At 67.7% G+C, this 26,813-nt stretch carries 24 protein-coding genes and 1 other RNA gene; 13 read left to right on the top strand and 12 right to left on the bottom strand.

Annotation, left to right across the window (positions count from 1 at the left end):
- Positions 1-3: 3 nt before the first annotated feature.
- From RIT73_RS11295 to RIT73_RS11285, 3 genes are read right to left on the bottom strand one after another with little or no spacing between them, the layout of a single operon-like run.
- Positions 4-1,206: an ABC transporter permease gene (locus RIT73_RS11295; protein WP_309132179.1), complete on the bottom strand. Its 1,203-nt coding sequence runs from the start codon at positions 1,204-1,206 to the stop codon at positions 4-6.
- Positions 1,203-2,003 carry an ABC transporter ATP-binding protein gene (locus tag RIT73_RS11290; protein ID WP_309132178.1) on the bottom strand — a complete coding sequence of 267 codons (801 nt, stop codon included), beginning with the start codon at positions 2,001-2,003 and terminating at the stop codon, positions 1,203-1,205. Before RIT73_RS11290 ends, RIT73_RS11295 begins: the two co-directional genes overlap by 4 nt.
- Before the next feature lie 2 nt (positions 2,004-2,005).
- Positions 2,006-3,121 carry a hypothetical protein gene (locus RIT73_RS11285; protein WP_309132177.1) on the bottom strand — a complete coding sequence of 372 codons (1,116 nt, stop codon included), beginning with the start codon at positions 3,119-3,121 and terminating at the stop codon, positions 2,006-2,008.
- A gap of 155 nt (positions 3,122-3,276) precedes the next feature.
- On the opposite strand from RIT73_RS11285, the gene ffs reads away from it, so the two are divergent.
- Both ffs and RIT73_RS11275 read left to right on the top strand, forming a co-directional pair.
- Positions 3,277-3,372, top strand: an RNA gene (gene ffs / locus RIT73_RS11280) — signal recognition particle sRNA small type.
- Between the two features lie 178 nt (positions 3,373-3,550).
- Positions 3,551-5,011 (top strand): Ig-like domain-containing protein, encoded by a 1,461-nt coding sequence (locus RIT73_RS11275; RefSeq protein WP_309132176.1) that lies wholly within the window; start codon positions 3,551-3,553, stop codon positions 5,009-5,011.
- A 25-nt stretch (positions 5,012-5,036) separates the two neighbouring features.
- On the opposite strand, the gene RIT73_RS11270 is transcribed toward RIT73_RS11275, so the two are convergent.
- Positions 5,037-6,065, bottom strand: coding sequence for an iron-siderophore ABC transporter substrate-binding protein (locus RIT73_RS11270; RefSeq protein WP_309132175.1), 1,029 nt, complete (start codon positions 6,063-6,065; stop codon positions 5,037-5,039).
- Positions 6,066-6,268: 203 nt separating this feature from the next.
- Here RIT73_RS11270 and RIT73_RS11265 point away from each other — a divergent pair, with 203 nt between their 5' ends.
- Positions 6,269-6,616, top strand: coding sequence for a helix-turn-helix transcriptional regulator (locus RIT73_RS11265; RefSeq protein ID WP_309132174.1), 348 nt, complete (start codon positions 6,269-6,271; stop codon positions 6,614-6,616).
- A 33-nt stretch (positions 6,617-6,649) separates the two neighbouring features.
- On the opposite strand, the gene RIT73_RS11260 is transcribed toward RIT73_RS11265, so the two are convergent.
- The 5 genes from RIT73_RS11260 to RIT73_RS11240 all read right to left on the bottom strand — a co-directional run bounded on the left by RIT73_RS11260 (position 6,650) and on the right by RIT73_RS11240 (position 10,209).
- Positions 6,650-7,231 carry an ATP-dependent Clp protease proteolytic subunit gene (locus tag RIT73_RS11260; protein ID WP_309132173.1) on the bottom strand — a complete coding sequence of 194 codons (582 nt, stop codon included), beginning with the start codon at positions 7,229-7,231 and terminating at the stop codon, positions 6,650-6,652.
- Complete coding sequence (locus tag RIT73_RS11255; protein WP_309132172.1) at positions 7,228-7,962, bottom strand: ATP-dependent Clp protease proteolytic subunit; 735 nt, start codon at positions 7,960-7,962, stop codon at positions 7,228-7,230. Before RIT73_RS11255 ends, RIT73_RS11260 begins: the two co-directional genes overlap by 4 nt.
- 108 nt (positions 7,963-8,070) lie before the next feature.
- A complete protein-coding gene (locus tag RIT73_RS11250; protein WP_309132171.1) occupies positions 8,071-8,811 on the bottom strand; it encodes a DUF3152 domain-containing protein in 741 nt (246 codons plus the stop codon).
- Between the two features lie 31 nt (positions 8,812-8,842).
- Entirely contained in the window at positions 8,843-9,535 is a 693-nt protein-coding gene (locus tag RIT73_RS11245; protein ID WP_309132170.1) for a VOC family protein, read from the bottom strand.
- Positions 9,523-10,209, bottom strand: coding sequence for a VOC family protein (locus RIT73_RS11240; protein ID WP_309132169.1), 687 nt, complete (start codon positions 10,207-10,209; stop codon positions 9,523-9,525). Before RIT73_RS11240 ends, RIT73_RS11245 begins: the two co-directional genes overlap by 13 nt.
- Positions 10,210-10,464: 255 nt before the next feature.
- Between RIT73_RS11240 and RIT73_RS11235 the strand changes: the two genes are divergently transcribed.
- From RIT73_RS11235 to RIT73_RS11210, 6 genes are read left to right on the top strand one after another with little or no spacing between them, the layout of a single operon-like run.
- The gene (locus tag RIT73_RS11235) at positions 10,465-12,168 is read left to right on the top strand and encodes a TIGR04028 family ABC transporter substrate-binding protein (protein WP_309132168.1); all 1,704 of its coding nucleotides are present in this window, start codon (positions 10,465-10,467) and stop codon (positions 12,166-12,168) included.
- Positions 12,158-13,198 carry an ABC transporter permease gene (locus RIT73_RS11230; protein ID WP_309132167.1) on the top strand — a complete coding sequence of 347 codons (1,041 nt, stop codon included), beginning with the start codon at positions 12,158-12,160 and terminating at the stop codon, positions 13,196-13,198. Before RIT73_RS11235 ends, RIT73_RS11230 begins: the two co-directional genes overlap by 11 nt.
- On the top strand, positions 13,195-14,043 hold the full coding sequence (locus RIT73_RS11225; RefSeq protein WP_309132166.1) for an ABC transporter permease: 849 nt from the start codon (positions 13,195-13,197) through the stop codon (positions 14,041-14,043). The genes RIT73_RS11230 and RIT73_RS11225 overlap by 4 nt, the downstream gene beginning before the upstream one ends.
- Positions 14,040-15,731, top strand: a complete 1,692-nt coding sequence (locus RIT73_RS11220) for an ABC transporter ATP-binding protein (protein ID WP_309132165.1) — start codon at positions 14,040-14,042, stop codon at positions 15,729-15,731. Before RIT73_RS11225 ends, RIT73_RS11220 begins: the two co-directional genes overlap by 4 nt.
- A complete protein-coding gene (locus RIT73_RS11215; protein WP_309132164.1) occupies positions 15,728-16,774 on the top strand; it encodes a putative FMN-dependent luciferase-like monooxygenase in 1,047 nt (348 codons plus the stop codon). The genes RIT73_RS11220 and RIT73_RS11215 overlap by 4 nt, the downstream gene beginning before the upstream one ends.
- A 1-nt stretch (position 16,775) precedes the next feature.
- The gene (locus RIT73_RS11210; RefSeq protein ID WP_309132163.1) at positions 16,776-18,113 is read left to right on the top strand and encodes an alkylhydroperoxidase domain protein; all 1,338 of its coding nucleotides are present in this window, start codon (positions 16,776-16,778) and stop codon (positions 18,111-18,113) included.
- Positions 18,114-18,126: 13 nt separating this feature from the next.
- Here RIT73_RS11210 and RIT73_RS11205 read toward each other — a convergent pair whose 3' ends face one another.
- Positions 18,127-18,516: a DUF779 domain-containing protein gene (locus tag RIT73_RS11205; RefSeq protein ID WP_309132232.1), complete on the bottom strand. Its 390-nt coding sequence runs from the start codon at positions 18,514-18,516 to the stop codon at positions 18,127-18,129.
- Positions 18,517-18,878: 362 nt separating this feature from the next.
- Between RIT73_RS11205 and RIT73_RS11200 the strand changes: the two genes are divergently transcribed.
- Positions 18,879-19,304, top strand: a complete 426-nt coding sequence (locus tag RIT73_RS11200) for an SRPBCC family protein (protein WP_309132162.1) — start codon at positions 18,879-18,881, stop codon at positions 19,302-19,304.
- 232 nt (positions 19,305-19,536) lie between these two features.
- On the opposite strand, the gene RIT73_RS11195 is transcribed toward RIT73_RS11200, so the two are convergent.
- Entirely contained in the window at positions 19,537-20,607 is a 1,071-nt protein-coding gene (locus RIT73_RS11195; protein WP_309132161.1) for an AI-2E family transporter, read from the bottom strand.
- Between the two features lie 168 nt (positions 20,608-20,775).
- Here RIT73_RS11195 and RIT73_RS11190 point away from each other — a divergent pair, with 168 nt between their 5' ends.
- Complete coding sequence (locus RIT73_RS11190; protein ID WP_309132160.1) at positions 20,776-23,469, top strand: M3 family metallopeptidase; 2,694 nt, start codon at positions 20,776-20,778, stop codon at positions 23,467-23,469.
- Positions 23,470-23,506: 37 nt separating this feature from the next.
- A complete protein-coding gene (locus RIT73_RS11185; protein WP_375295004.1) occupies positions 23,507-24,301 on the top strand; it encodes a queuosine precursor transporter in 795 nt (264 codons plus the stop codon).
- A gap of 95 nt (positions 24,302-24,396) precedes the next feature.
- Here the strand turns inward: RIT73_RS11185 and tgt are convergent, their stop codons facing one another.
- Positions 24,397-25,641 carry a tRNA guanosine(34) transglycosylase Tgt gene (tgt, locus tag RIT73_RS11180; protein ID WP_309132158.1) on the bottom strand — a complete coding sequence of 415 codons (1,245 nt, stop codon included), beginning with the start codon at positions 25,639-25,641 and terminating at the stop codon, positions 24,397-24,399.
- Positions 25,642-25,792: 151 nt separating this feature from the next.
- Between tgt and mmuM the strand changes: the two genes are divergently transcribed.
- On the top strand, positions 25,793-26,776 hold the full coding sequence (gene mmuM / locus RIT73_RS11175; RefSeq protein WP_309132157.1) for a homocysteine S-methyltransferase: 984 nt from the start codon (positions 25,793-25,795) through the stop codon (positions 26,774-26,776).
- The last annotated feature ends 37 nt before the right edge of the window (positions 26,777-26,813 follow it).

Here is a 26,813-nt window from a genome sequence, read left to right as displayed (position 1 = left end):
GTGCTACGCCCGGATGGCATCGATGATCCTGACCCGGGTGGCGACGATCGCGGGCACCAGCCCGGCCAGTGCCCCGACGCCGATCGACACCAGCAGGCCGACGGCCACCGCGATGAACGGCACCTGCGGCGGAGTCGTCATTCCCTCGAACACGACGTTCATGACGAATGGAGCCTTGAGGATGAGGACGGCCCCGAGCACTCCCACCGCACCCGCCACGGTGGTGGCGACGACGCTCTCCATCATCACCGAGAAGAAGATCCGCACACTCGTCGCCCCGAACGACCGGCGGATGCCGATCTCCCGGATCCGCTGCTGAATCGTCACCAACGAGATGTTGAGCAGCCCGAGCATGCCCATGAACAGAATGAGGATGCTGATGACGAGCAGGACGTTCTTCACCGGTCCCAGGCTGTCGGCCATATCGGCGGCGAAATCCGACCGGTAGGACTGGACATCCGCGTCGGGCAGCTGCCGCTTGAGATCGGTCGTCACCTGTTCGCCCAGTTCCGCCGCCGCTTCCGGCGGGAACCACATCTCGAATTCGGTGGGGCTCGTGATCCCCTCCCCGAACCGAGAGGAATGTTCACTGAGCGCGTACAGGCTGCCGATCTCGGCGTACGCCGGTGATTCGACTGCGCCGATGACCGTGGCCTTGAGCCCTCCCTGCCCGGGCAGGTCGATCGTGGCGGGAAGCTGAGCGGGGTCGATTCCGTACTCGTCGAGGAAGAACGTGTCCGCGACCACCGGCGGCGACATGTTCTCCCTGTCGTCTTGCGTGAACCAGCGCCCGTATTCGGGCTCGAGCCGACGCATCACGTTGAAGCTGGGGTCGACGACGTACAGCGTGGCATCGACCGAGCCCGACGGACCGGGAATGGACGCCTCGCTCTGCCCGTAGGCCGAGTAGTAGGAGATTCCGAAGCGCTCGGCCGAATTGTCGAGCGCCGCCCTGACCTTCGCGGCGTCGGACTCGGTGGTCGCCTCGGACGGATCGTAGATGGAGAAGGTGTACGTGGTGTCGCGCCCGGCCTGCTTCTCGTACTCGTCGGCCAGGCCCTTCTGCATCATGTCGCCGAATCCGACGACGAGAGTCAGCGCACAGACGGCGACCCCGACGCCGATGAGCGACATGAGGACGCGCACCTTGTGCACGCGCAGTTCCTGCCAGGCCTCGACGACGGAGGCGAAGAAGCTCGTGATCATGGTCGCTCACCTGCGACCGCCTCGGCGGGTGGGGCGAGGGCCGCGAGCGCCTCGGGGGCGACGTCCGCGGTCACGGGGTGCAGCTGTCCCCGGTGGAGGGAGAACCGCCGGGAGGCCATGGCGGCGACGCTGAGATCGTGGGTGATCGTGATCAGCGCGCTTCCCGATTCTCGGGTGATGCCGTCGAGGATGCCCATCACCTGCTGCCCCGTCTCGACGTCGAGGGCGCCCGTGGGCTCGTCGGCGAGCACCAGCCGCGGCTGGCGGACCAGGGCTCGCGCGATCGCCACCCGCTGCTGCTCGCCGCCGGAGAGACGGTTCGGCTTCATATCCAGCCGGTCACCGAGGCCGAGACGGCCGAGCATCTCGGTCGCGATCTGCCTCCGGTTGCGGAACTCCCGACCTGAGCCGTACATGAGAGGAGCTTCGACATTCTCCAGCGCCGTGCGTCCGGGCAGGAGGTTGAATTGCTGGAACACGAACCCGATCTGCCGTCCGCGGATCCGTGCCGCCGTGCTGCGCGGGATCTGCTGCACGGGTGTGCCGTCGAAGTCCATCTCTCCGGTCGTCGGCGCATCGAGGAGCCCGAGGATATTGAGCAGAGTCGATTTGCCGGTGCCGGAGCGGCCGACGACGCCGATGTGCTCTCCGGCGCCGACCTCGAGGTTGATGTCGGCGAGGATCGTGAGGATCCGCCCCTCGCCGATCGGCACGGAGCGGGAGACATGGCGCAGTGACAGGAGCGACGGCAGGGGCTCCTGCTGAGGTGAGAGTTCCTGAGATGAGTGCGGCCGCATGCTCAGAACCCGCCGCCTTCCCCGTATTCGACGCCCATGTCGCCGATATCCCCCTGGCCGTCCATCTCTGCGGCGTCGGGCTCGGTGCCGGGAACGAACTCCTCGATCTGCTCGCCCTCCTCCAGGCCCTTCTTCACCTCGACCATCGCGCCGTCGTTGAGTCCGACTTCGATCTCGCGCTCCTGGGAGGCACCGGTCTCGTCGACGACCCACACGGTGCCGGCGTCGGTGAGACCGCGCACCGCGGTGACCGGGACGACGATTGCATCCTCGACAGATCCGGCTTCGACCACCATGGTCAGGGCAAGATTGTTGTAGACCGTCACCGTCGAAGGGATCGTGCAGGTCAGCTGCGGCCCCTCAGAGGAGTCGCCGGAACCCGAGCCCTCGGGGGCTGGCGACTCGCCATCTGCACCGCCGGGTGTCCCGGCAGCGCTGCCGCGCACCGTGCCGTCGCCCTGGTCGAGCCGCAGCTTCTCGCAGTCGAAGGGCTTCGGTCCGTCGGTGATCGTGATCGCAGCGGTCTCCGGCAGCTGGGGGATCCGGTAGAGATCGGCGGGCTCGATGGCCGCCCTGGCCGTGAACGACCGCTTCCGCAGCTCGGTGACCTCGGTATCCGCGGACACGGAGTCGCCCAGTTCGATCTGGAAGTCACCGACGGTTCCATCGTCGGGCGCCACGACCGTGTGATAGCGGAGCCGGGAAGGTTCCGGGCTGCCGGCGCTCGCCTCCTCCTCGCCCGAACCGCCCTCCTCCGTCGCGGTTCCGCTGGGTTCGGCAGGTGCCTCGGCGGCGCCCTCGGTGACGACCTGGAAGAGCTCGGCGCCTTCGAGTACCTCGTCGCCGGGTTCGACGAAGAGGTGATTGACCTTGCCGTCGTGCTTCGCCTTCACCGCGGTCGGCGCGTCGACGGCGATCGTGCCTTTGAGCTCCAAGGTGTTCGAGATGCTTCCGCGCTCGGCGGTCACCACCGACGCTTCGGGTGTTCCGGTCGCATCGAGGTCATCGAAGGAGTCCCCTGCGGTCGGTTTGAACGCGATCCAGGCAAGCAGCGCGGCGATGACGACGAGAACGAAGAGGAAGGCGAGGGGCAGGATGATGCGACGAAAGACGGTCATGGTTCCTCGTGGGGAGCGGGGATGAGTCAGACCCACCCTATACAGGCGTTGTCGGGAACCGAGGCAGGAGACAGTCACGACCCCATAACGGTCCCCGCCGAGGCGTCCGGGCAGTCTCGTTTTGTGTCCCGCCGAGGGTCTCGACTAGACTGATCGACGGCTCCCCGTGCGGCGTCATCTTGTGAACTCCCCCAGGGCCGGAAGGCAGCAAGGGTAAGCGAGCTCTGGCGGGTGCACGGGGAGTCCTCTATTCCCAGATCACAATTCCACAACATCACCCGCGCACTTCCTCCCAGGTCAGCCGTGGTCCGTTCTGGAGTTACCGAAGAGTTGCGCCGTCATTCCTCACTTTTCTGACTACCAGCGTGATCGACGATCATTACCATGGAATGCAGTCTGCATTTCCCTGTTCGAACGAGGATCCCGGTATTGTCACCCACGAAATTCCGCGGGACCGTCGCTGCTCTCGCAGCAGTGGCGCTTCTCGCCGCATGCACGCCGTCGGACTCCGACCCTGACTCCACCCGCAAGGAAGCGGCAACCTCTCAGGCCTCCCCCCACCCGGTCTTCCGGATCGCCGATGTCGACGACGCGGACCCGGCGGACTCAGCGGCTTCGGGCTCGACCGCCGAAGCGACTTCGTCTCCCTCGAGCACGGCCACTGCCCAGCCGATCGGTGAGGTCGTGAAGACCGGCGCCGAGGTCGACCTCGAACCCGGCAGACGCATCAGCTTCAGCGTCGAAGGCGCCGAGCTGACCGGTATCAGCTTCAGCGATGCCGACCATCCCCGCATGAGCGCCGATCCCGGCGTGTTCCTCGACGCCTCCGGAACCTCCCTCGACCCCGAGTCGGATGACGAGGCGAAGGCGGGGTCGTCGACTCCGGTCGAGTCGCCGTCCGCCGAATCCACGTCCACCCCGACGGAAGGCTCCTCAGAGGACGACTCCGACGAGATCTCGGCACCGCCGGAGTCCGCCCAGTGGATCTCCGAGTACGATCTCGTCGCCGACAGCACCTACGAACTCACCGCCACGGCCACGACGCCCGACGGGCAGGAGCACGAGTTCACCTCGGCGGTCAAGGTCACGGACACCGATGCCTCGGCGATGGCGGTGCGCACGGTCCTCTCCGACGATCAGACGGTCGGCGTGGCCGCTCCGATCATCCTCACGTTCGCCTCGACCGTGTCGAAGAAGTACCGCGACGACGTCGAGCGCCGCCTCTCGGTCGAGGTCGCGGACGAGGACGGGAAGGAACGCACGGTCGAGGGCTCGTGGGCGTGGCTGCCCGACGATCCGCAGTCGCGGCTGCACTTCCGCCCCAAGGAGTATTGGCCCGCCCACTCCAAGGTCTCCGTCGACGCTCCACTGAAGAACGTCCCGACGGCCAAGAGCCGGGTCGGCGGGAACGATCTGACGATCGACTTCGAGATCGGCCGCGAGCAGATCGTCGAGGCGAGCGCCAAGACCCATCGCATGGTCGTCACCCGCGAGGGCAAGGAGATCATGAACTTCCCGACCTCGCTCGGCTCGCCCCAGGCACCGTCGTACAACGGCATCCACGTCGTGATGTCGAAGCATCCGAACTACACGATGACCTCGGAGCGCTGGGACTACGAGACCCCGACCCAGTGGGCGGTGCGCATCCACAACAACGGCGAATTCGTCCATGCCGCTCCGTGGTCGACCGGTGCGCAGGGTTCGCGCAACGTCTCCCACGGCTGCATCAACCTGAGCACGGCGCGGGCCAAGGAGTACTACGACACCGCCATCTACGGGGATCCCGTCGTCATCAAGGGCTCCTCGGTGGACCTGTCGACCAAGGCCAGCGACATCTCCGACTGGGTCTACGACTGGGACGAGTGGAAGAAGCTGAGCGCGCTCGACTGAGCGTCGGAGCGCGCTCTGGCCGCTTCTACCCCTTCGCCTTCTTCACGGCCTCGTCGATCATCGGCACGTAGCGCTCGAGTGCCCACGGCACGGTCAGCGGGTTGATGATCGACGATCCGGTGACGAACGCCTGGTCCTCCGGGGCGACGACGGCCCCGGACTTGATGGCCGGGATGTTCGAGTAGACGCTCTGGGACTCGATCTTCTTCCTGCTCGCGGGATCGGAGTAGAAGGTGAAGATGAGGTCCGAGTTCTTCAGCTTGTCGGCGTTCTCCAGCCCGATGAGGGCGGAGTCGGTGCCCGGCGCGTCAAAGTCCTTCTTCAGGGTCTCGATGACCGGGTCCGGTTTCAGGCCGAGTGCGGAGACCATCGCGACACGCTGCTCGTCGGGGTAGAAGACGCCGAGGGTGCCGGGCCCGTTGTTGTAGATGTAGGAGAAGGTCAGGCCCTCGTATTCGGGACGCTTCGCCTCGGCGAACTGCTTCTTGATGTCCTGGACGAGCTCCTCGGATTCGGGCTCCTCGCCCAGCGCCTTCCCGATCGTCGTGATCTGCTGATCCCATTCGATCGTCCACGGCTGCTTGGGGTAGGCGACGGTCGGGGCGATCGCATCGAGCTGCTTGTACTGCTCGGGGGTGATGCCCGACCAGGGAGCGAGGATGACGTCGGGGTCGAGCTCCGCGATCTTCTCGACGTCGAGTTCGGTGGCGCCCTGGAACTGTTCGGGCAGCTTGTCCCCGGCCTTCGTCACGGCCTCGTGGATCCACGGCAGGTAGCCGGTGTCGTCGCTGCCCCACGGGTAGGACTCCATCCCGACCGGCGTCTTGCCCAGTGCGATGGCGGTCTCGGCCGAGCCCTGGCCGAGCGTGACGACCCGCTCGGGCTCCTTCTCGATGACTGCCTTGCCGAATGCGTGCTCGATCGTCACGGGGGTGAAGCCGGAATTCGCGGCCTTCTCGGTTGCGTGTTCGTTCTGACTGCACGCGCTCACGGAGAGGGCCAGCGCAAGGGCCGCGCCTGCTGCCGCGGCTCGGCGGATGAGTTGAACTGTCATTCTTGCCTTTCGTCGATGGGAACCGGGCCCATTCCCGGTTTACATAGGCAAGGCTAACTTAACTTTGCGGAGATGGGGAAACGCGGACGTCATGGTCGTCGCAGAATGACGACGGGATGCCCACTCGCCGAGGTGGGGCTCGGGTCCGTCTGCTCAGAGCAGAAAGCCTCGCCTCGCGGTGCCGCGGACCCTATGCTCGCTTCATGGACGTTCATCAGCCGCCACTGCTGCGCGAAGCACTGGGTCGGGTCCTGCGACTGCGCAGGACCGAGCTGGGCCTGACTCTCGCGCAGGTGTCCGAGCGATCCGGCGTCTCCACGCAGTACCTCTCCGAGGTCGAACGCGGACTCAAGGATCCCTCGTCCGAGGTCATCGAAGCGATCGCGGTCGTCCTCGGCCTCGTCCTCCCGCAGGTTCTCATGCTCGTGGCGGTCGGCATCCAGCGCGGTTCGCTGCAGCTGGAGCTGGCGAATCTCTCGAATCTCTCGTCGACGATGACGCCGACGCCGATGCCCGCCTCCGGCCAGGCCCGGCTGTCGCTCGCGGCGTGAGCGCCTGGAGCACGAAGCACCCGCCGTCTGAAGTCAGAGGACCTGGTCGACGAGGCCGAACTCCTTGGCCGCCCGGGCAGTCAGGACCAGATCACGGTCGAGGTCGGCGTGGATCTGCTCGACGGTTCGTCCGGTGTCGGCGGCGAGCATCTCCTCGACTTCACGTCGCTGCCGCACGATCTCGTCGGCGGCGACGATGAGGTCGGGGATTGTTCCGCGGGCCGCCTCGGCGTGGGGTTGGCGCAGCACCGCCCGAGCGTGTGCGAGCATCGAGCGCTGCCCGGGCTCACCCGCGGCAAGCAGCACCGCCGCATCGGCGGCCGCCTGGCCCACACACGTGGTCGCCACCGGCGCCCGGACGTGCTGCATCGCGTCGTAGACGGCGGTCATGGCCGTCAGGGATCCGCCCGGGGAATTGATGTACATGTGGATGGGCAGCTCCTGGCTCGTCGACTCACAGTGGAGAAGCTGCGCGATGACGGTGTTCGCGACGCCGTCATCGATCGGGACGCCGAGGTAGATGATCCGGTTCCCGAGCAGGTGGGAGTAGACGTCGACGATCTTCTCACTGTTGCCCGAACGGTCGACGACGTGCGGGATCGTGTACTGGCTCATGATGTCGCTCCGTTCGAGGCGGGGCGGATTTTGGTCCCTGTCCCCGGGGATGCGGCAGTGGTCGACGCCGGACCTGGATGGATGCCGCGACCGATCGAGCCGAACAGATCGGCGGGTGAGTTCACGATGCGATCGATGAGTCCATAGTCGAGTGCCTGACTCGCCGAGAACCATTTGTCGCGCAGGGAATCGGCGAAGATGCGGTCGTAGCTCTGCCCCGTCGCCTCGGCGATCCTGCGGAGGACCGAGTCCCGGACTTCGCGCAGGTCGTCACCCTGCAGTTCGATGTCGGCGGCCGCACCGCCGATCCCGGACGACCCCTGATGGAGGAGGATGCGTGCGTGGGGCAGCGCCACCCGCTTGCCAGGCGTTCCCATCGTGAGGACGAACTGCCCCGCCGAGGCGGCCCAACCGAAGGCAATGGTGACGACGTCGTTGGGGAGGGTGTCGATCACATCGGCGATCGCGTGCATCATCGGCACCGACCCGCCGGGTGAGTTGATCCAGAGGAAGATGTCGGCATGCGGGTCCTCGGCGCTGAGCAGGATGAGGCGGGAGACGATCTCCATGCCGTTCTCGTCGCGCAGCTCCCCGTTGAAGACCACGGAGCGGTAGGCGTAGAGCATCCGCTGGGATTCGGGGATGGGCGTCACCGTGGACTTCTCGTCGGTGTCGGTCCATGTCGGGAGGAGCGGCGGGGTGGTCGGTGGGGTTGCGGTCTGCGTATTCATGCCTCCACAGTGACAGTGAAGCCGGGGGCTCAGAAGCCCTTTCTGCCCTCAGCGGTCAGGTTCTGCCCTCAGCAGGATGACCTGGGCCGACCTCCATGATGGTGGACGTCAGCCCTGAGAGGGCCAGCCGTTGGGCTTGCAGCCGCCCAGGCCCTTCGTCTGCTGCTGCATGAGCGGGGCGAGCTCGCCCCGACCGGGGCATGACTTGTGGCCGTGGCCGAGTGCGTGCCCGACCTCGTGGTTGATGAGGTACTGGCGGTACTGCGTGAGGTCGTCGAACTCGTCGGTGGCGCTCACCCAGCGCTTCGCATTGAGGATGACATTGGAGCCGTTGCGGCAGGAGAGTTCGCCCATCGTCCGCAGCGGCAGGCACATGGCGTCGACGGTGTCGGGACTCGCGATGCTGATCATCGCATCCTGGCCCTTGTCCACGAGTTCGATCGAGACGTCGTCGATGTCCTGCCAGCCGCGTTCGTCCTGCAGGGTCTCCATGATGAATGCCGCCGCTTCGTCGGCATCGATGGGAAGGCTGTCCTCGACGCGGACGGCGACGGTGAACGTCCTGCCCTCGTCGCGATTGGGCCCGATCTCTCGCGACGGCCTGTCCCATTCGCCGCTTCCGCCGGTGGGGATGTCGTCCTCGGTCACTTCGACCGGTGCGGCCGTCGGAGTCTCCACCGTGGGAGCGGCGAGCGTCTCGACCGCCACCGGTGTCGGCCGGGTCTCCTGCTTCTGCTCGGCGGCCGGAGCGCATGCGCTCACCGCCACCAGCCCCGCGGCCGCCAGCATTGCAGCAGCGGCCGGTCTCACAGCAGGGCCGGGGAACGTCGAACTAGAAGGTGAAGGCACAGCACGAGTCTAGCGTTTGCGAGGCTCCCGCTCAGAGCTCGAGCTCACCGCCCGGTCCGCGCAGGCGCGCGTGCAGTCGATGCTCGGGACCGTCGACCACCTCGGCGTCACCGGCACCCAGGGTCTCGAGCGCTCGGCGAGTGGCTGCGACGTCCGGGGACTCGACCGAGAACTCGAGGAGTTCGACGCTCGGCAGATCGGCCTCGGCGGGATGGACCGAATCGAGCCAGTCGATGAGGAACGGTTGCGTGCCCTTGTCCGGCAGAGGCGTGCGACTGGTCAGACGCCATTCGAGCAGGATGCCGTCCATGGTCTCCCGCGACATGTCCATCACCTCACCGAAGTCGACGCCGTCGGTGTTGGCCCCGGCCACCTTCGCGGCGAAGGCCGGCGGGTGGATCGCCCACGTCTGCAGGGTCAGACCCTCGGCCAGGTGCGCGTCCAGGGGCAGGGTCCCGTCCTCCGGTCGCTCCTGCGCGGGATCCGGGCCGAGGATCTCGAGGTAGACGCGCGCCCCGGGAGCCCAGCCGACGGGCTTGAGGCCGACGAGGTGGTTCGCCGTCCCTCTGCCCGGGTGGCGACCGCCGGCGACGGCACGGACCCCGGTGCGTCGTTCGAACTCGGCAACGCCCTCCTCGAGCGCGGGCACCGTCACGATCAGATGATCGAGGTGCGCCGGGATGCGCGTCGGCCGCTGCGGGTTCGTGTCGTTCAGATCGTCCATGATCCACCAGGTCCTTTCAGAGTGGCGTGCAGGGACTCGGCGTCGCCGGTCTCCACCTCGATCGTAGCGTTCAGGGAGCTCAGAGCGCTGCGGGTCTCAGTGACGCGTGGCGTCGACGCCCAGAATGCTTCGAGGACCACCGTCGGCATCGTCCGCTCGGCGGGGTGCGGCGAGTCCTTCCAGTCGATGAGGAAGGGCTGAATCCCGCCGAGCGCCAGCGGGGTGCGCCGGGTCAGCCTCCATTCGAGGACTGCGCCGTCGGGAGTGCGCCGGGTCATGTCGTGGACCTCGCCGAGGTCGACGTGCGGTGCCGCCGCACCCGCTTCGGTGCCCGCCGCACGCGCCGCGGCGACCACGTCGTCGAAGTCGTGCGGCCGGATGGCCCATCTCTGCACGGTCGGCTCCGTGATCCCCGCTAGCCTGGCGGCGGCGAGTCGCGGGTCCTGCTTGGGGTCGGGGCCGATGATCTCGAGGTAGATGCGGCGAGGCGCCGAGCCCGGCACACCGCGCTCGCGCTCGAGGGTGAGGCCGAGAAGCGCATTGGCCGTCCCCAGACCCGGGTGGGAGCCGCCCGGGACGGCACGCACCCCGAGGTTCTCCGCGAATTGCTCAACACCTCGACCGAGATCCGGGACGGCGATGACAAGGTGATCGAAGTGCTCGGGTACCAACATGTCTCAATATTAAGCGCGCAGTTGACCGCAGCCCTCGGCGTGCGTTTAACTCAGTGCATGCAGAAGCACACGGGCACACGAATGTGGTGGCGCCGCCTCCACATCGACTTGAAGTTGGTCGCCAGCTCAGATTGTTGAGCTAAATTACCTCCAAGTCAGTCCGTTGAGGTGTGCGCTTCCCCACGCCTCTGACACTTCCGCCAACCGACTTCCCGGGAACACCTGCGTTCCCGCTGCCCCAAAGGACCACTCTCCATGACGGACCTCCGTCCCTCCGCCTCGGCGCGCACGATCGACCGCCGCAGCATTCTCAGTCTCGGACTGGGGCTGGGCACTCTCATCACCTTGAGCGCCTGCACCCCCACCGACGACGCCCCGCTGGCCGAGGGCGCACCGGTCCAGGGCGGGGTGCTCAAGTACTTCGAACCCCAGACCTGGACGCTGCTCTACCCGCCGTCGGTCGGGTTCTACCCCAACGGCGGCATCATGAACAACATCTCCGCCCGGCTGCTGTGGCAGGATCCCACGACGCTGGAGCTCCACCCGTGGCTGGCCACGGAGCTGCCGGAGGTGAATGCGAACGCCACCGAATACACCTTCACGATCCGCGGTGGCGTGACCTATTCCGACGGCTCACCGCTGACTCCTGCGAACGTCGCCAGGAACTTCGACCTCTTCGGCCTAGGCGACGAGGCGCGGACCCTGCCCGTGTCGGAGCAGATCTCGAACTACGAGCGCAGCGAGGTCCTCGACGGTTCGCGGGTCCGCTTCCACTTCAGCGCCCCCTCCCCCGGCTTCGCGCAGGCGACGTCGACGATGAATGCCGGTCTCCTCGCCGATTCGACCCTCGGCCTCGACGCCGAGGGCTTCGGACCCGGCGGCGCAACGGGCATCCACACCTGCGGACCATTCCACATCACCGCTGAGTCGATCGGCACGAAGCTCTCCGTCCGCGCCCGCGACGACTACGACTGGGCCCCGCCGCATCTGGCGCACCAGGGCCGGCCCTATCTCGACGGCATCGACTACCTCGTCAACAACGAGTACTCGGTGCGCATCGGGGCCGTCCTCTCCGGTCAGGCCGACGGCGTGCGCGACGTCCAGGCGCCCGACGAGGCCCGGGTCGAGGAGCAGGGACTGCGTCTCTACGCGAAGCCCACCAACGGCATCAACAACGGCATCAACTTCCGGTTCCGCCACCCCCTGCTCGCCGACATCCGCGTCCGCCGGGCCCTCATCGCAGCGATCGACCGGACCGAGATCGTCGACAAGCTCTTCACCCCCAACTTCCCGCTGGCAACAGGCGTGGTGGCGAAGGGGGCGATGGGCTACAAGGACCAGTCCGGGGCCTGGAAGCACAACCCGACCGAGGCCAACCGTCTCCTCGACGAGGCCGGCTGGGGCCAGCGCAATGCCGAGGGCTACCGGGTCAAGGACGGCCAGGTCCTGGCGCTCGTCGTCAACACCGCCCTGCCGCAGCCGCGCTCGAACGAGGTCCAGACGCTGATCCAGCAGCAGCTGCGCCACGTCGGGGTCCGCCTCTCGATCAACCCCGGTGACCAGAGCAAGCAGACCCTGGACTCGCTCAGCCTCGATGAGATCCAGATCTACCACTCGATGGTCGCCCGCGCCGAGTACGACAACCTCCGCAGCAACTACGCCTCGGTCAACCGTGACGTGTTCCTCAACGGAACCGGACGTGACGATGCCGAGGATTCCACCGTCGACCCCGAGATCGACCGACTCCTCGAGGAGCTCGCCACCGAACCGGTGAGAGCGAAGAGGCAGGAGGCCGCCGAGAGGTTCCAGGACTACCTCGTCGAGAAGGCATACGTGCTGCCGTTCTTCGAGGAGCCGCAGGTCTTCTCCTTCCGCCGCCGGGTCAACGGCTTCGAAACCGAACCGGTGGGCCGCCCGTCCTTCTACAACACATGGTTGGCAGACGAAAATGCTAGTTGACACCAAGTACCTCTTCCTGCGCCTGGGGCAGGCCATCCTGGTCCTGCTCCTCGCGTTCACCGCGGCGTTCGTGCTGCTCAGCCTCATCCCCGGCGACGGCGTCACCGCCCGCTTCGCCGATCCTGCGCTGGGGCTGTCGGCCGACCAGATCGCTGCGATCCGGGAGGAGACCGGCGCCGACTCTCCCGCCCTCAGCCGCTATCTGCTCACTCTCGCAGGATTCCTCGCCGGGAACTTCGGCTTCTCCGTGCAGACGGGCGCGGCGGTGTCGACGATCGTCGCGGCGGCCCTGCCCTCGACCGCGGTGCTGGCCCTGTCCGGGTTCGTCACCGCCCTCGTGCTCGCGGTGATCATCGCCGTGCTCGCCACCTACGGACCGACCTCGGGACCGCTGCGGTGGGTGCGCCGGGCCCTCGACGCGACGCCCAGTCTCTTCATCTCGATCCCCGTGTTCTGGCTGGGCATCCTCCTCATCCAGGTGTTCTCCTTCCAGCTCGGCCTCGTCTCCGTCGTCGAACCCGGATCCGCCGAGGCGCTGGTCCTGCCCACGCTGACCGTGGCTGTCCCGCTGTCCGCCCCGATCGCGCAGGTCCTCATCCGCTCCATCACCGAGGTGAAGACCTCCCCCTTCGTCAAGGTCACCCAGGCCAAGGGCGCCTCCGAACCATGGATCCTCGTCCATGCCGTCGCCCGCAACGCGATCCTGCCCGGACTGACGATCATCGGACTCATCTTCGGCGAGCTCGTCGCCGGCGCAGTCGTCACCGAGACGGTGTTCGGCCGCAACGGCATCGGCCAGATCACGGCCCAGGCGGTGACCCACCGCGACAACCCGATCCTGCTCGCCGTCGTCGTCATCGCCACCTTCGGCTACGTGCTCATCAACCTCATCGTCGACCTGCTCTACCCGGTCATCGATGTGCGACTGCGCGGCAACCGGACGTCCACCCTCGCTCAGGTCGGCACGGCCGAGGACACGGGACCGGCCGAACCGGTCAGCGGCAACTTCGCAGGAGGCAAGGAATCATGAGCACCATACCCGCACTGACGCCGAAGGCCCGTCGGGGCCGCGCCACCCGCGAACTGTTCGGCCCGGCCACGATCGTCTCCGGTCTGGTCATCCTCATCGCGGTCCTGTGGGCGCTCTTCCCCGCCCTGTTCACCCACCACGATCCCAATGACGGCGGGGACACCGCCGCGCTGCTCGCCCCCAGCCTCGAACACTGGTTCGGCACCGACCAGACCGGCCGTGACGTCTTCACCCGCGTCGTCTACGGGGCTTCCCAGTCCCTGCTCGCCGCCCTCGTGGCCGTGGGCGTCGGTCTCGTCGTCGGCTCCGCCATCGGTCTCATCGCGGGCTCCCGCCGCGGGTGGATCGACGATGTGCTCATGCGCTTCATCGACGTGCTGCTCTCGATCCCCGCGATCCTGCTCAGCCTCTCGATCGTCATCGTGCTCGGCTTCGGCACGATCAACGCGGCCATCGCCGTCGGTGTCACTGCGATCGCCCAGTTCGCCCGCCTGTCCCGCGCCGAGGCGGTGAGGATCAACACGAGCGACTTCGTGGCCGCGGCCTATGGCTCAGGCGGCTCATTCTTCTCCGTTCTGTACCGGCATGTGCTGCCGAACTCGATCTCCCCGGTGCTGTCCCTGGCCGTGCTCCAGATCGGCTCCGCGATCCTGCAGATCTCCACCCTCGGATTCCTCGGCTACGGCACCCCGCCACCGACCCCGGAATGGGGACTGATCATCGCCGAAGGCCGCAACTTCGTCGCCACCGCGTGGTGGCTGACGGTCCTGCCCGGCCTCATCGTCATGGCCATCGTCCTGGCCACTCATCAGATCGGCAACACTCTGCGAAAGGCCACGTCATGACCGCTTCCGCTCTGGCGACCTCCCGGTCGACGCAGTCGACCCCAGCGGGTTCCTCCGCATCCGCGCCCCTGCTCGCCGTGCGCGGTCTCCAGGTCGACTACTCCCACGGACGCCGTCACAGAGGGGACGATTCCTCTCCCGCCGTCGACGGGGTCGATCTCGAGGTCCGGCCCGGATCGATGACCGCCGTAGTCGGGGAATCGGGATCGGGCAAGTCGACGACCGCGAACGCGGTCATCGGCCTCCTCCCCGAGTCCGCGCGGGTCACGGCCGGGCGGATCCACCTCGGCGAGGTGTCGCTGACGGACCTGCAGGCCTCCGGGTGGCACGGGATCCGCGGCAGCCAGATCGGCTATGTGCCGCAGGACCCGGGCAACTCGCTCAATCCGCTGCAGACGATCGGGAAGTCCGTCGCCGAGGCGCTGCGCATCCATAAGCGGGCCGACGCGAAGAGCGCCCGCGCCCAGGTCATCGAACTGCTGGCGAAGGTCGGCATCGACCGACCGGAGCTGCGCGCCGACCAGTTCCCGCACGAGCTCTCGGGCGGGATGCGTCAGCGCGTCCTCATCGCCTCCGCGATCGCGCTGCGACCGCGCCTGCTCATCGCCGACGAACCGACTTCGGCGCTTGACGTGACCGTGCAGAAGCAGGTCCTCGACTTGCTCGACGACCTCCGTGCGGAAACCGGGATGGGCATCCTCTTCATCACCCATGACCTCGCCGTCGCCGGCGAGCGCGCCGACGAGGTCGTCGTCATGCAGGCCGGTCGCGTCGTCGAGGCGGGGCCCGCGGCCCAGGTCTTCGGCGCCCCTGCCACCGACTACGCCGCGCGGCTGCTCGCCGACGCACCCGCATTGATGACGAAGTCGCGGCGCACCGCTGTGACCTCCGCCTCGTCGCGGCCGTTCGTCTCCGTCGAGAACCTCACCCAGGTCTATGCGCGCAGCCAGAACCAGGTCATCGGCGTCGAGGAGGTCTCGTTCACCGTCGACCGCGGCACCACGCTGGGGATCGTCGGCGAATCGGGATCGGGCAAGACGACGACGGGCAAGGCCCTGACCGGGTTCCTCACCCCGCAGTCCGGCCACCTGCGCGTCGGCGACTTCGACGCCGCGAACCTCGGACAAGGATGGTCCGCGCGCCGGCACCGTCTCGACTTCCGCCGCACGGTCCAGCTGGTCCACCAGAACCCGTACTCGGCGCTCGATCCGAAGTTCTCCATCCGGCAGACGCTGCTCGAGCCGTTGCGCAACTTCGGCATCGGGTCGCGCGGAAGCCGACCCGAGCTGGTGGCGCAGATCCTCGACCGGGTCGCCCTGCCGAGCTCCTTCCTCGATCGTCGCCCTCGCGAGCTCTCCGGGGGACAGCTGCAGCGAGTCGCGATCGCCAGGGCGCTCATCGCCGGCCCCGAGCTGGTCGTCTTCGACGAGGCCGTCTCCGCCCTCGACGTCACCGTGCAGGCCCAGATCCTCGCGCTCCTCGACGATCTTCAGAAGGAGCTCGGGCTGACGTACGTCTTCATCTCCCACGACCTCGCCGTGGTCCGGCAGATCGCTGATACCGTGGCGGTCATGTCTCAAGGGCACCTGGTGGAGAGCGGACCGACCGAGGAGCTGTTCGCGCGGCCGCAGACCGGTTACACCCGAACGCTGTTGGACGCGATTCCGCGCCCGGTGGTGGGTGCATGACCCTGGTTCCACCGGGCCCCGGGCTCGGCTTCTTCACCCGCTTGCTCGAGGACGTTCCGGCCGACCAGCGCTACCGGTTCGCCGTCGAGCAGATCCAGCAGGCCGAGGCCCATGGCTTCGACTCCGCCTGGGTCGCCCAGCACCATTTCTCCGCCGCTGAAGGCGGCCTGCCCTCCCCGCTCGTCTTCCTCGCCCATGCCGCCGCCCGCACCTCGCGGATCCGCCTGGGCACGGCGATCATCACGTTGCCGATGGAGAATGCCGTGCGCCTGGCCGAGGACATCGCGGTCACCGACGTCCTTGCCGAGCATCGCCTCGAGATCGGCCTCGGATCCGGCGGAAACCCTCACTCGTTTCCGGCTTTCGGGACGAGCTTCGACGACCGCCGCGAGGTCTTCGCCGCCCATCTCTCGACGGTGAGGACCCTGCTCTCCGGCGGTTCCCTGCCGACCGGGCACCAGCTCTATCCGCGACCGTTCGACGGATTGGCCGCGCGCCTGTGGCAGGCCACGTTCTCCGCGGCCGGGGCGGCGGCTGCAGGCGCGGCCGGGGACGGTCTGATGCTCTCGCGAACGCAGCCGCGGCCGGAGGGACGCACCTCGGCGGCTCTCGACGAGGTGCAGCTGCCGATCATCGACGCATACCTGGAGAACCTCCCGGCGGGCGTCGAGCCGCGCATCCTCGCCTCGCGCACCGCGCTCGTCGCCGACGCGGACACCCTTCCGGAGCTGCGCGCCCTCACCGAGCCGGTCCTCCGGGCGGAGGCCGACCGCCTCGTCGGGTACGAGACGAAGGACCTCGCCCTCGACGAGCTCCTCGTCGCCACGGACACCTGCCTCGGCACTCCCGAGCAGGTCGTCGAACGCCTGGCCGCCGACCGGGTCCTCGGCCGGGTCTCCGACGTCAGCTTCCAGGTCCATTCCGTGCCCGCGACGAACTCCCACACGCTGCGCTCCATCGAACTCCTTGCCACCGAGGTGGCACCCGCCCTCGGAATCGCCGTTTCCGGGGCACGCCCGACAACCCAGAAGCAGGTGCACTGACATGACCGACATCATCAACACGCTGGCCGGAATCGCGGCCCAGGACCCACTCGACCTCCTGCGCGATCACCGCGCGCAGGCGAAGGAGAACGCCCAGCTCAGCTTCATCGCGCTGTTGGAACCCGGCGACCCGGGTTCCTTCAGCTACCGCGACCGCTACGCGGTGGCTGCCTTCACGGCCGGGCTGCTGGGGTCCGATGCCGCCGAGGTGTTCTATCGCGACCTCCTCCGTGACGAGGACGAGTCCGCCTCCCTGACGGTCGCGCAGCTCCTCGATCTGGCCCTGACGGAGTCCGCCCCGGCTGCGGGCGTCGCGCGCACCGCCGCCGTCGCGGAGCTCGACGCAGTGCGCGGACCGTACGGGATCCACGAATCCGAGAACCTCGCCGGCGAGAACGTGCCTGGTCCGTGGTTCCACGTCGACGAGAAGTCCGCCGAGGTGCTGGGGCCGCTGACCGCAGCGGGTCTGGAGTTCGCCCACCTGCTGGTCCTCCATCCCCGTGACTCCCGCCCCGATCATGTCGCCCGACTGCTCGCCGCCGGCTGGGACGAGGACGGAATCGTCACCTTGGCCCAGCTGGTGTCCTTCCTCAACTTCCAGATTCGGATCAGCACCGGGCTCGCCGCACTCGCCGGAGCGCCCGTGCCGTCAGCCGCCGACGCATCCGCGCCGGCCGCGGGTGACGCCGGCGCCGTGGCCGGGGGCTCCCCGGCCCTCACCGCTGTGGGCGATCGGATCAGCACCTACCCGAATCTCAACCGGCCGTTGAATTACCAGCAGGCAGGGCTCGGCTGGGTGCCGTGGATCGCGCCCGTCGCCGAAGCCGATCTCAGCGACGTCCAGCGCGACGCCCTGGTTGAGGCCGGTCGCGCGAAGAATGCGTACTTCCGCCTGCTCGCCCGCGATCCGGAGGCCCTGCGGGCCCGCACCCTGACGGACTTCGACATCTTCTTCAACACGAGCGACGGGCTGGGACGGGCCGAACGTGAGATCGCGGCCACCGCGGCCTCCCGGCTCAACGGGTGCCTGTTCTGCGCCTCGGTGCACTCGGATCGCGCCACCCAGGAATCCGGTCGACGCGACACCGTGCAGCAGCTGCTCGACGAAGGCATCGGCACCGACCTCGGGGATCCCGTGTGGAACGCCGTGGTCGAGGCTTCCGTGGCATTGACCCTGACCCCGCAGATCTTCGGTCCCGAGCATGTGTCGAGGCTGCGCGAGGTCGGGCTCGACGACGGCGACATCATCGACGCCCTCAACTGCGCTGCCTTCTTCAACTGGGCGAACCGGCTGATGCTCTCCCTCGGCGAGCCCGAGGTGCTTGCGCCCGGCCGCTAGACTCCCGGCCCGATCATCCGATGTCCATCAGTGTGGAGCGGATGATGAACCGGTTTCCGGTCGGGGATTCGACGCTGAACCCGCTGCCCCGACCGGGGACGACGTCGATGGTCAGGTGCGTGTGCTTCCAGTATTCGAACTGCTCGACCGACATCCAGAAGTCGATTCCCGAGGTGGTAGACTCGCCGCCTCCCTCGCCGCCGTCTCCTTCACCGTTGGCGCCGCCATCCGGCAGGGGCAGCTCGAAATGACCGAGCAGCACGTCGGCGTCCGAGGTGAGGAAGTCACCTTCCGGGAAGCACATCGGCGACGACCCGTCGCAGCAGCCGCCGGACTGGTGGAACATCAGCTGCCCGTGCTTCCTCACGAGCTCGACCAGGAGGTCGGCCGCCGCCTGGGTCATCGCCACCCGCGACTTCGTCTCCCCCGCGATCGTCGAGGCCGACTCGAGGGCCGGCGGCGCCGCGGGGGCAGCCGCCGCTGCGGGGGCTGCCGCCGCTGCGGCCTCACCCGCGGCGATCGACTGGCCCGGAGGCACCGAGCTCTCCGCAGTCTCCGGGTTCGCGGCCTCCGAGTTCACAGTGGTCTCCGAGTTCATGGCAGTTCCCCTCACTCGCGTCGTCTCCGGCACGGCCATCAGCGGCGTCCCACCGCTATGCTGGCCGAAGATGCGGCACCCGATGCTTGGCTTCGTCCCTTCACCATAGGTGGGGATGAGAGCCACGACAATAGGCCCGTGCCGATGCGCAGAGAGGGGAACCAGCCATGACGACACCGAATGACCCACAGGCGGCAGCCATCGACCGGACGCTCACCGACGGGAAGCGGGAGGGCTCACCGACCCGCGTCGCCACGGTCAGCCGCTCGTATCCGACCTCGCCGCAGGACCTGTGGGACGCCGTGACCGACCCCGACCGGATCGGCCGCTGGTTCACCTCGGTGACAGGGGATCTCAGTCTCGGCGGTCACTACCAGCTCAAGGACAACGCCGCGGGCACGATCACGGTCTGCGATCCGCCGCGGTCGTTCTCCGCGACGTGGGAGTTCGGCGGAGGGATCTCCTGGATCATGGTGACCGTCGAGCCCGAAGGCGCCGACGCCCGCCTCACCATCGAGCACAGTTCTCCTGTCTCCGCCGAGGCGGATGGCTTCTGGGACACCTATGGGCCGGGAGCCGTCGGCGTGGGCTAGGACCTCGGCCTGCTCGGGCTCTCCCTGCACCTGGCCGACCGCGACCGCGAACGGGTCATCGAGGACGAAGAGGAGTGGGCCAGGTCCGCCGACGGCACGGCGTTTATCACCGCCTCGAGCGCGGCCTGGGCCGAGGCCAGCATCGCCTGGGGCACGGAGCGCGGAAGCGCACTGGCCGCGGCGGAACGCACGACGCAGTTCTACCTCGGCGGCTGACAGCGGTCAGGCCCGGTCACCGCTTCGCCTGCGCGGGCACCACGACCTTCCGGATGACGATGAGCACCGAGGCGGCCACGGGCACAGCGACCACGGCGCCGAGCACACCACCCAGGGTGCCACCGGCGATGGCGGCGATGATGACGAGGGCACCGGGGACATCGACGGCGGCCTTCATGATGCGCGGGCTGAGCAGATAGGCCTCCACCTGCATGTACACGAGATAGTAGATGCCGGCCGCAATCCCGAGACCGGGCGAGACCATCAGGCAAGAGGCGGTGATGATGGTCGAGGCGGTGATCGGTCCGACGAGCGGGATGAGCGAGCCGAGGAACGCGACGAAGGCGAGCAGCGCCGGCAGCGGGGCACCGATGATGGTCAGGTAGATGGCGGAGAAGAACCCGTTGATGATGCCCAGGGACACCTGGCCGAGGACGTAGCGTCCGATGGACCGCGTGACCTCCTCGGTGACGGCGACGACGGTGGGACGGGCGGTGGCCGCGACCAGGGAGAACATGCCCGATTTGATCATCGGCATCGTCACTGCGAAGTAGATGGTGAGGATGACGACGATGATCACCCCGGTGACGAAGCTGATGATGCCCGCCCCGATCGACACGACTCCCCCGCCGAGCGAGAGCACATTCTGCGGGTCACCCACCCAGTCGGAGGCGGCGGCGAACAGTCCGTCGACGTCGACGGCGCCCCTGAATCTGGTCTCGAGGTCGGTCACCCAGCCGGTGTTCGCCAGATCGGCGACGATCGAGGGCAGATCCTCGACGAACTGCTGGATCTGCCGGATGACGGCCGGCGCGACGAGCAGGCCGGTGCCCGCGACGATGGCGAGGAAGGCCAGCACGACGGCGACGACCGACAGCGACCGGGAGATGCCGCGATCGACCAACCACAGCACGATCGGTTCGAGCCCGAGGGCGAGGAACAGGGCCAGCCCGGTGTAGATGAGCACGGTCGACAGTGACTGCAGCGCTGTCATCAGCCCATACGCCAGCCCCACGCCCAGGGTTCCGGTGAAGCCGACGCGAAACGCGCTCGTCAGTCTCGGGTACCCAGCCGCTCCTGTGCTCATGATGCCCAGTCTAACCAGCGGCCAGGCGCCGTCGGGGAGCCAGAACTTCGCCGTCGTCTCCACGAACCGCGCCGAGGTGAGACGGTACGATCGAGGGCGAGACCCGCTGCACTCGGCACAGAGGCCCGCAGCACAACCGTGAACCGTGAAGAAAGTGGTACGTCGACGATGAGTTCCGAACCGACCGGCATTGACGTCTGGGAAGCCTTCCTCGATCCGCAGGGCGAGTTCTCCCTCCCCGATTTCTCCGCCGTCACCGGCCCGGCTCTCCTCCACGCGACCGGTCAGGCCTGCGACTACGCACTCTCCGAGGTCGAGGCGATCATCGCCGACGAACACGACCCGACCTTCGTCACCTCCACCGTCCGGCTCGAAGCCGCCACCGTCCCGATGGCGCGCCTGTCCGCGCTGGTCCGGGTCATCGAGTCGAATCATCTCCGCCCCGAACTCACCGACGCCATCGCCGAGGTGTGGGCCAGGCTGTCGTCCACCGAAACCGAGATCCGCCTCAACGTCGACCTCTTCCACCGGATCGAGCAGGTCTCGATCACCGATCTCAACCCCGAGGACAAACGGCACCAGGAGCTCACGATCGAGGAGTTCGTCCGGGCGGGAGCCCGCCTCGGCGAGGAGGATCGGGCGCAGATGACGACGATCGTCGCTGAGCTCACCGCGCTCGGGACCTCCTTCTCCCGCGCTCTGCAGAAGGACACTCGGGACCTGGCCGTCCATGCCAAGGAGCCGGAGCAGCTGGCCGGGCTGAGCGAGGATCAGATCGCGGCGGCGGCGGACCGGGCGGCCGAACGCGGTGCGCCGGGATACATCCTGCCCCTCGACAACGTCACCCAGCAGCTGGTGCTCGGATCACTTGAGGATCCGGAGACCCGGCGGAAGGTGCTGCACAACTCGATGGTCCGCGGATCCCGCGGAGGCGAGGGCGACACCCGCACCCAGGTCGCGGACATCACCGCGCTGCGCGCACTGCAGGCCAGGCTCCTCGGATACTCCTCGTATTCGGCGTATGCGATCGACAACCAGACCGCCGGTGGGCCCGACGCCGCCGCGGACATCGTCACCTCCCTCATCTCGCCCGCGAACGCCCAGCTCGCCGCGGAGCTCGGGGCCGTGAAGGTCCGCTACGGCCTCGAGGAGATCGCCCGCGACGACGTCATGCACTACCTCGCGAGGTACCGGCGCGACGAGTTCGGGATCGACGCCGAGGAGGTCGCGAAGCACTTCGAGTTCGACGCCGTCCTCGTCGACGGCGTCTTCCGCGCGGCGACCGGACTCTACGGAATCACCTTCAGCCCGCGCGAGGGAGTCACCGCCTGGCACGAGGATGTGCGGGCCTTCGAGGTCACCGACACGAATGAACGCGCCCTCGGGCTCATCCTCATCGACCCCTACTCGCGGGAGACCAAGCAGGGTGGGGCGTGGATGGACCAATTGGTGACGAGCTCCCGGCTGACCGGCCACCTCCCCGTCGTCACCCTCTCGCTCAACCTGGCGAAGCCCGCCGAGGGCCGCCCGACTCTGCTCTCCCCGACGGAGCTGACGACGCTCTTCCACGAGTTCGGCCATGTCCTCCACGGGTTGTTCGCGAACTCCACCTACCCGTCGACGGCGGGCACCGCGGTCCCCCGCGACTACGTCGAGTTCCCCTCCCAGCTCAACGAGATGTGGCGATTCCACCCGCAGGTGCTGCCCCACTACGCCCGCCACGTCGAAACCGGTGAGCCGATGCCGAGCGACATGGTCTCCAAGCTCATCGCCTCCGAATCGTTCGGCCAGGGCTTCTCCACGATCGAGTACCTGGCAGCGGCGATGCTCGACCTGTCGTGGCACTCACTCGAGGCCGGCGAGCACATCGCCGACGTCCTGTCCTTCGAGTCGGAGGTCCTCGCCGCAGCAGGCTTCTCCCCCATCGTTCCCCCGCGCTACCGCAGCACCTACTTCGGCCACATCTTCGCCTCCGGGTACGCCGCCGGCTATTACTCCTACCTGTACTCCGAAGTCATCGCCGCGTGGGTCAGCGAATGGTTCGAGAACCAGGGCGGGCTCAACCGGGAGGCCGGCGACGGATTCCGCGAGGCGATCCTCGCACCCGGGCATTCGGTCGACCCGATGACGGCGATCGAGAAGTTCTTCGGCTCCCGCCCCGACGTCGCCCCGCTGCTGCGCAGGCGCGGCCTGGCCGAGCCGGAGGCGGAGGCCGGTCCGGAGGTGGAGGCGCCGGACAGTGCGGACGCGGAACCAGCCGCGGAACCGGCGACGGACGCGGAACCGGCGACTGCCGCGGGACCGACGACGGCCGCAGCTGCGGCGGGAACGCAGGACGACCTCGGCGAGGGTGAGGCGCAGACAGCCCTGCGCACGCACCGCAACCATGACGCCGTGGCGCAGGCGCTGCGCGAGAATGGGATCGAACCGCAGATCACCCTGTTCGATCAGCCGACCACGACGGCGGCCGCGGCAGCCGAGAAGCTCGGCATCGAGGTCGGTGCCATCGCCAACAGCCTGATCTTCCAGACGGCGGGCCGACCGGTGCTGATCATGACATCGGGCGCGCACCGGGTCGACACGGACCATGTCGCCGAGGTGATCAGCGTCGACTCGCTCGACCGCGCGGACAAGGACCTGGTGCGCTCGGCGACGGGACAGGTCATCGGCGGCGTCGCCCCCTGCGGCCATCCGCAGCCGATCCCCACTTATGTCGATGTGGCACTGCGGGACTACCCTGTTCTCTGGGCTGCCGCCGGTACGCCGAATTCGATGATGCCGCTGAGCTACGACCAGCTCCTGCGGATCACCGCCGGAAAGGAAATCACCGTTGTCAGAGAACACACCGCACGCCAAGAGTGAGAGCGCCGGAGCATCTGGGAAGCCGGATCCCGATCACGTGCCTGGGACGCCGGGTCGTGACGACGATCCGGCGGTAAACTCCCCCGACGCTCCTCCGGCCTCCTCAACGCCTTCCGTCACGGATGGACACCCCGAGGCCACAGCAGACCAGGCCGCGGGCGCGGGCCATCGCCTCGCTGCCTTCGCCTCCTCGCGCGGTCGCTACTACGCAGTCATCCTCGCGATCTTCTGCGCGGTCCTCATCATCTCCAACATCTCGGCCACCAAGGTCATCGGCTTCGGCCCGATCGTCACCGACGGCGGTGCGTTCCTCTTCCCCATCGCCTACATCCTCGGCGACGTGATCAGCGAAGTCTATGGTTTCAAAGCGGCCCGCAAGGCCGTGATCACTGGCTTCGCTCTGCAGATCCTCGCCACCTTCGTGTTCTGGCTCGTCCTCATCTCGCCCCCGGGGCCCGGCTATGAGAACCAGGACGCCTTCGAGGCCGTCCTCGGCTTCTATCCGCGGATCGTCGCTGCATCGTTGGTCGGATACTTCGTCGGCCAGCTCCTCAATTCCTACGTGCTCGTCGCGGTGAAGAAGCGCATGGGCGAGCAGAAGCTCTGGGTCCGCCTGCTGACCTCGACGGGCGTGGGCGAATTCGCGGACACCATCATCTTCTGCACCATCGCGTTCGCCGGAGTCATCCCCGGAATGAGCTTCGTCAACTACGTCATCGTCGGCTTCGTCTACAAGGTCGCCGTCGAGGTGATCCTGCTGCCGGTCACCTACCGCGTCATCACGCTGGTGAAGAAGCACGAACCGAGCTACGAGCTCGAAGCCGCGAGGTAGCCCTCGCCGGAATCGTCATCACAAATGGTGCTATACATCTGTTCCGGAACAGATGTACAGCACCATTTGTGATGGACCTTGCGTCCCGGCCGGGCTCAGACCTGCTTCGCGTAGTAGCGACCCAGCACCTCCGCTTCGAGCTCCTCGAAGCGGCCGTCCTCCATTGCCTGGCGGATATCTGCGACGAGGCCGACGATGAAGTGCTCGTTGTGGATCGTGCACAGGGTGGAGAACAGCATCTCCTTCGCCTTGTACAGATGCCGCAGGTACGCCCGCGAGTAGTTGCAGCAGGTGTAGCAGCTGCATTCGGGGTCGATCGGCGAGAAGTCGCGACGGTACTTCGCACCCGAGATGTTGTAGCGGCCGTCCTTCGAGTACACGGCGGCATTGCGGGCGACCCGCGACGGTGAGACGCAGTCGAAGGTGTCCGCACCCGTCCTGATCGCTTCGAACAGGTCGTCGGGCTCGGAGATGCCGAGCAGGTGACGCGGCTTGTTCTCCGGCAGCTCCTCACAGACCCAGGTGATGATCGTGCCGAGGTTCTCCTTCTCCAGCGCCCCGCCGATCCCGAACCCGTCGAAGTCCATCGCACCCAGATCCCGGGCGGCCTTGCGCCTCAGGTCCTCGTACTGCGCGCCCTGCAGCACCCCGAAGAGCGCCTGATAGGGGCGGTGGGAGCGCTCGGCGGTGAGGCGCCTGTGCTCCTCGATGCAGCGGATCGCCCACAGCCGGGTCCGCTCCAGGGACGTCTCCTGGTAGCCGCGGGTGTTGACGAGCGTCGTGAGCTCGTCGAAGGCGAACATGATGTCGGCGCCGAGCTCGTGCTGAACGCGCATCGAGACCTCCGGGGTGAACCGGTGCATGGTCCCGTCCAGGTGCGATTTGAACGTCACCCCGTCGTCGTCGACGCGGGAGAGACGGTCCTTGCCCGCGGCGATGAGGTCGTCGTTCTGCTCCCCCGTGGACTCCATCGAGATGACCTTCTTGAACCCGGCGCCGAGGCTCATCACCTGGAATCCGCCCGAGTCCGTGAAGGTCGGCCCCGGCCAGTTCATGAACTTCCCCAGTCCGCCGGCTTCGTCGATGAGGTCCGAACCGGGCTGGAGGTAGAGGTGGTAGGCGTTGGCGAGCACCGCCTGCCCGCCGAGCTCGGCCATCTCCTCGGGACGCACCGCCTTGACGGTGGCCTTCGTTCCGACCGGAATGAACGCCGGGGTCCGGATGTCCCCATGCGGGGTGTGGATGACACCGGTGCGACCACCCGTCTCGAGCCGGGTGCCGACCTCGAATCCGAACTGCGACCTGTCGTTGACGGGCGCCTCGGACGACGCTGCCGCCATCGACGCAGGTCCCGGGGATGAGGAGTCGAATGAAGACGGTGCGGAGGGTGAGGGCGCGGGTGCGCTCGTCTCAGATGGTGCGGGAGATTCGATTCGGGTCACCGGACAAGCTTAACTGGGACCGGACAGACCACCGCCGCAGAGGATGACGATGACAGTGACCTTCACCCAGATGCTCAACCGTGCGATCGCCACGGACGTGCCCCTCGTCATCGACGGGGCCCTGGGCACCGCGCTCGAGGCCCGTGGCGTCGAACTCAGCCATGAGCTGTGGTCGGCGGGTCTGTTGCGCGACGACCCCGACACCATCGCCGAAGTGCACCGCGACTACATCCGCGCCGGTGCCCGGATCATCACCACAGGAAGCTACCAGGCGACGCCGCTCGGGTTCGCGGCCCTGGGGATGTCCCCGGATGAGGGCCGCGCCCTCATCGTGCGCAGCGTCGAGGTGGCCGCCGAGGCGCGTGCGAGGTCCGAGTCCGAGGCGCACTCCGACGCCGAGGCAGGGTCCTCCACCGAAAACGCAGCGACGAATGTCCTCATCGCCGGTTCCGTCGGCCCCTACGGCGCAGCGCTGGGCGACGGAGCCGAATACACCGGCGCCTATTCACTGACACCCACCGAGTTCGCCGACTTCCACCGTCCCCGGATCGAGGCCCTCATGGCCGCCGGGGTCGATCTGCTGGCGATCGAGACCCAGCCGAATCTGGCCGAGATCGAGGTCCTGTGCACCCTGGCCGGCGAGCGCGGCATCCCGGCCTGGCTGAGTGTGACCCTCGCCGACGGTGAGCACCTCGCCGATGGCACTCCTCTGGGCACCCTCGCCGAGGCTGTCTCCGGGCATGATTCGATCCACGCGGTGGGCGTCAACTGCGTGTCGCCTTCCCTTGTCACTCCGGCCCTGCACGCGCTGGCGAGCGCCACCGATCTCCCGCTCATCGCCTACCCGAATTCCGGTGAGGTGTATGACGCCGAGGCCATGGAGTGGAGCGGCGGGTCGGCGGGCCACCTCGGCGACGGGACTGTGACGTTCCCGCTCGAGGACTGGGCTCAGTTGGGCGCACTGCTCATCGGCGGCTGCTGCCGGACCGGGCCGGGGGACATCGCCGGTATCGCCCGCCGGTTCACCTGGTGAGACATTCCCCGTCGGTTCGGTCGGTGACACGTTGCCG

This window comes from Brevibacterium sp. (assembly GCF_031179145.1).
Taxonomy (GTDB): Bacteria; Actinomycetota; Actinomycetes; order Actinomycetales; family Brevibacteriaceae; genus Brevibacterium.
This window is presented reverse-complemented; position numbering and strand designations above follow the sequence as displayed.

Bases quoted from the DNA above. Each gene is read 5' to 3' on its own strand.
- RIT73_RS11295 (WP_309132179.1), bottom strand. From the start codon at position 1,206: ATGATCACGAGCTTCTTCGCCTCCGTCGTCGAGGCCTGGCAGGAACTG.
- RIT73_RS11290 (WP_309132178.1), bottom strand. From the start codon at position 2,003: ATGCGGCCGCACTCATCTCAGGAACTCTCACCTCAGCAGGAGCCCCTG.
- RIT73_RS11285 (WP_309132177.1), bottom strand. From the start codon at position 3,121: ATGACCGTCTTTCGTCGCATCATCCTGCCCCTCGCCTTCCTCTTCGTT.
- RIT73_RS11270 (WP_309132175.1), bottom strand. From the start codon at position 6,065: ATGACAGTTCAACTCATCCGCCGAGCCGCGGCAGCAGGCGCGGCCCTT.
- RIT73_RS11265 (WP_309132174.1), top strand. From the start codon at position 6,269: ATGGACGTTCATCAGCCGCCACTGCTGCGCGAAGCACTGGGTCGGGTC.
- RIT73_RS11260 (WP_309132173.1), bottom strand. From the start codon at position 7,231: ATGAGCCAGTACACGATCCCGCACGTCGTCGACCGTTCGGGCAACAGT.
- RIT73_RS11255 (WP_309132172.1), bottom strand. From the start codon at position 7,962: ATGAATACGCAGACCGCAACCCCACCGACCACCCCGCCGCTCCTCCCG.
- RIT73_RS11245 (WP_309132170.1), bottom strand. From the start codon at position 9,535: ATGGACGATCTGAACGACACGAACCCGCAGCGGCCGACGCGCATCCCG.
- RIT73_RS11240 (WP_309132169.1), bottom strand. From the start codon at position 10,209: ATGTTGGTACCCGAGCACTTCGATCACCTTGTCATCGCCGTCCCGGAT.
- RIT73_RS11235 (WP_309132168.1), top strand. From the start codon at position 10,465: ATGACGGACCTCCGTCCCTCCGCCTCGGCGCGCACGATCGACCGCCGC.
- RIT73_RS11230 (WP_309132167.1), top strand. From the start codon at position 12,158: ATGCTAGTTGACACCAAGTACCTCTTCCTGCGCCTGGGGCAGGCCATC.
- RIT73_RS11225 (WP_309132166.1), top strand. From the start codon at position 13,195: ATGAGCACCATACCCGCACTGACGCCGAAGGCCCGTCGGGGCCGCGCC.
- RIT73_RS11220 (WP_309132165.1), top strand. From the start codon at position 14,040: ATGACCGCTTCCGCTCTGGCGACCTCCCGGTCGACGCAGTCGACCCCA.
- RIT73_RS11215 (WP_309132164.1), top strand. From the start codon at position 15,728: ATGACCCTGGTTCCACCGGGCCCCGGGCTCGGCTTCTTCACCCGCTTG.
- RIT73_RS11210 (WP_309132163.1), top strand. From the start codon at position 16,776: ATGACCGACATCATCAACACGCTGGCCGGAATCGCGGCCCAGGACCCA.
- RIT73_RS11205 (WP_309132232.1), bottom strand. From the start codon at position 18,516: ATGACCCAGGCGGCGGCCGACCTCCTGGTCGAGCTCGTGAGGAAGCAC.
- RIT73_RS11200 (WP_309132162.1), top strand. From the start codon at position 18,879: ATGACGACACCGAATGACCCACAGGCGGCAGCCATCGACCGGACGCTC.
- RIT73_RS11195 (WP_309132161.1), bottom strand. From the start codon at position 20,607: ATGAGCACAGGAGCGGCTGGGTACCCGAGACTGACGAGCGCGTTTCGC.
- RIT73_RS11190 (WP_309132160.1), top strand. From the start codon at position 20,776: ATGAGTTCCGAACCGACCGGCATTGACGTCTGGGAAGCCTTCCTCGAT.
- tgt (WP_309132158.1), bottom strand. From the start codon at position 25,641: ATGGCGGCAGCGTCGTCCGAGGCGCCCGTCAACGACAGGTCGCAGTTC.
- mmuM (WP_309132157.1), top strand. From the start codon at position 25,793: ATGACAGTGACCTTCACCCAGATGCTCAACCGTGCGATCGCCACGGAC.